This is a genomic window from Alkalibacillus haloalkaliphilus C5 (assembly GCF_000269905.1).
Classification (GTDB): domain Bacteria; phylum Bacillota; class Bacilli; order Bacillales; family Alkalibacillaceae; genus Alkalibacillus; species Alkalibacillus haloalkaliphilus_A.
In genome coordinates, this window is record NZ_AKIF01000222.1 from 1 (window position 1) to 3,039 (window position 3,039).

General features: G+C 52.4%; 1 rRNA gene. It reads right to left on the bottom strand.

The features are described from left to right. Window positions 1-36: 36 nt before the first annotated feature. A 23S ribosomal RNA gene (locus tag A194_RS0115635) occupies window positions 37-2,963 on the bottom strand. Window positions 2,964-3,039 lie beyond the last annotated feature (76 nt).

Consider the following 3,039-nt stretch of genomic DNA (forward strand, 5'->3'; position numbering starts at 1 on the left):
CAACCAAAGTCGAAGACGCGCTTTTCACTTTTTGTTTAAGTTAAGTCCTCGATCGATTAGTATTCGTCAGCTCCACGTGTCACCACGCTTCCACCTCGAACCTATCTACCTCATCGTCTCTGAGGGATCTTACTCGCTCGAAGCGATGGGAAATCTCATCTTGAGGGGGGCTTCATGCTTAGATGCTTTCAGCACTTATCCCGACCACACGTAGCTACCCAGCGATGCTCCTGGCGGAACAACTGGTACACCAGCGGTGTGTCCATCCCGGTCCTCTCGTACTAAGGACAGCTCCTCTCAAATTTCCAACGCCCACGACGGATAGGGACCGAACTGTCTCACGACGTTCTGAACCCAGCTCGCGTACCGCTTTAATGGGCGAACAGCCCAACCCTTGGGACCGACTACAGCCCCAGGATGCGATGAGCCGACATCGAGGTGCCAAACCTCCCCGTCGATGTGGACTCTTGGGGGAGATAAGCCTGTTATCCCCGGGGTAGCTTTTATCCGTTGAGCGATGGCCCTTCCATGCGGAACCACCGGATCACTAAGCCCGACTTTCGTCCCTGCTCGACTTGTAGGTCTCGCAGTCAAGCTCCCTTCTGCCTTTACACTCTTCGAATGATTTCCAACCATTCTGAGGGAACCTTTGGGCGCCTCCGTTACTCTTTAGGAGGCGACCGCCCCAGTCAAACTGCCCACCTGACACTGTCTCCGAACCGGATCACGGTTCTGGGTTAGAATGTCCGTACAGCCAGGGTGGTATCCCACCGGCGCCTCCACCGAAGCTAGCGCTCCGGTTTCTCTGGCTCCCACCTATCCTGTACAAGCTGTACCAACATTCAATATCAGGCTACAGTAAAGCTCCACGGGGTCTTTCCGTCCTGTCGCGGGTAATGCGCATTTTCACGCATAGTATAATTTCACCGGGTCTCTCGTTGAGACAGTGCCCAAGTCGTTGCACCTTTCGTGCGGGTCGGAACTTACCCGACAAGGAATTTCGCTACCTTAGGACCGTTATAGTTACGGCCGCCGTTTACTGGGGCTTCGGTTCAACGCTTCGTCCCGAAGGACTAACGCATCCCCTTAACCTTCCAGCACCGGGCAGGTGTCAGCCCCTATACTTCGCCTTACGGCTTCGCAGAGACCTGTGTTTTTGATAAACAGTCGCTTGGGCCTTTTCACTGCGGCTCCCTAGACCGTAGTCTAGGTGAGCACCCCTTCTCCCGAAGTTACGGGGTCATTTTGCCGAGTTCCTTAACGAGAGTTCTCCCGATCACCTTAGGATACTCTCCTCGCCTACCTGTGTCGGTTTGCGGTACGGGCACCTCTTTCCTCACTAGAGGCTTTTCTTGGCAGTGTGAAATCAGGACTTCGGTACTTATGTTCCCTCCCCATCACAGATCATGCGTAAGATGGACGGATTTGCCTATCCATCACACTCTCTGCTTGGGCGTGCACATCCAATGGCACGCTTCCCTTATCCTCCTGCGTCCCCCCGTTGTTCAAACGGAAAGGAGGTGGTACAGGAATTTCAACCTGTTATCCATCGCCTACGCCTTTCGGCCTCGGCTTAGGTCCCGACTTACCCTGAGCGGACGAGCCTTCCTCAGGAAACCTTAGGCTTACGGTGAAGAAGATTCTCACTTCTTTTTCGCTACTCATACCGGCATTCTCACTTCTAAGCGCTCCACCAGTCCTCACGGTCTGACTTCAACGCCCTTAGAACGCTCTCCTACACTGTCCGTTGGACAGTCCGCAGCTTCGGTGATGTGTTTAGCCCCGGTACATTTTCGGCGCAGCGTCACTCGACCAGTGAGCTATTACGCACTCTTTAAATGATGGCTGCTTCTAAGCCAACATCCTGGTTGTCTGAGCAACGCCACATCCTTTTCCACTTAACACATACTTAGGGACCTTAGCTGGCGGTCTGGGCTGTTTCCCTTTCGACTATGAACCTTATCACCCATAGTCTAACTCCCAACGATAAGTCATTGGCATTCGGAGTTTGACTGAATTCGGTAACCCGATAGGGGCCCCTAGTCCAATCAGTGCTCTACCTCCAAGACTCTCACGTTGAGGCTAGCCCTAAAGCTATTTCGGAGAGAACCAGCTATCTCTGTGTTCGATTGGCATTTCACCGCTACCCACACCTCATCCCCGCATTTTTCAACATACGTGGGTTCGGGCCTCCAGTAAGTGTTACCTTACCTTCACCCTGGACATGGGTAGATCACACAGTTTCGGGTCTACGATCACGAACTCATTCGCCCTATTCAGACTCGCTTTCGCTGCGGCTCCAGGTCTTCCCTTTAACCTTGCTCGTAATCGTAACTCGCCGGTTCATTCTACAAAAGGCACGCCGTCACCCATTAACGGGCTTCGACTACTTGTAGGCACACGGTTTCAGGTTCTATTTCACTCCCCTTCCGGGGTGCTTTTCACCTTTCCCTCACGGTACTGGTTCACTATCGGTCACTAGGGAGTATTTAGCCTTGGGAGATGGTCCTCCCAGATTCCGACGGAATTACACGTGTTCCGCCGTACTCAGGATCCACTCCGGAGGAAAGTGAGTTTCAGCTACAGGGCTGTTACCTTCTTTGGCTGACCTTTCCAGATCACTTCGCCTACTCACTTTCTTGGTAACTCCATATGGAGTGTCCTACAACCCCAAGACGCATGCGCCTTGGTTTGGGCTAATTCCGTTTCGTTCGCCACTACTCAGGAAATCGCGTTTGCTTTCTCTTCCTTCGGGTACTGAGATGTTTCAGTTCCCCGAGTTGTCTTTCAACACCTATGAATTCAGTGTTGAATACTGCCCCATTACGGACAGTGGGTTTCCCCATTCGGAAATCTCCGGGTCGTAGCTTACTTACAGCTCGCCGAAGCATATCGGTGTTTGTCCCGTCCTTCATCGACTCCTAGTGCCAAGGCATCCACCGTGCGCCCTTATTCACTTAACTTACTTGCGTGAAAAGACGCGTTTGTCTTTACTTTATCGATGCTTTGGTATCTCATCTTATCTAGTTTTCAAGGTAC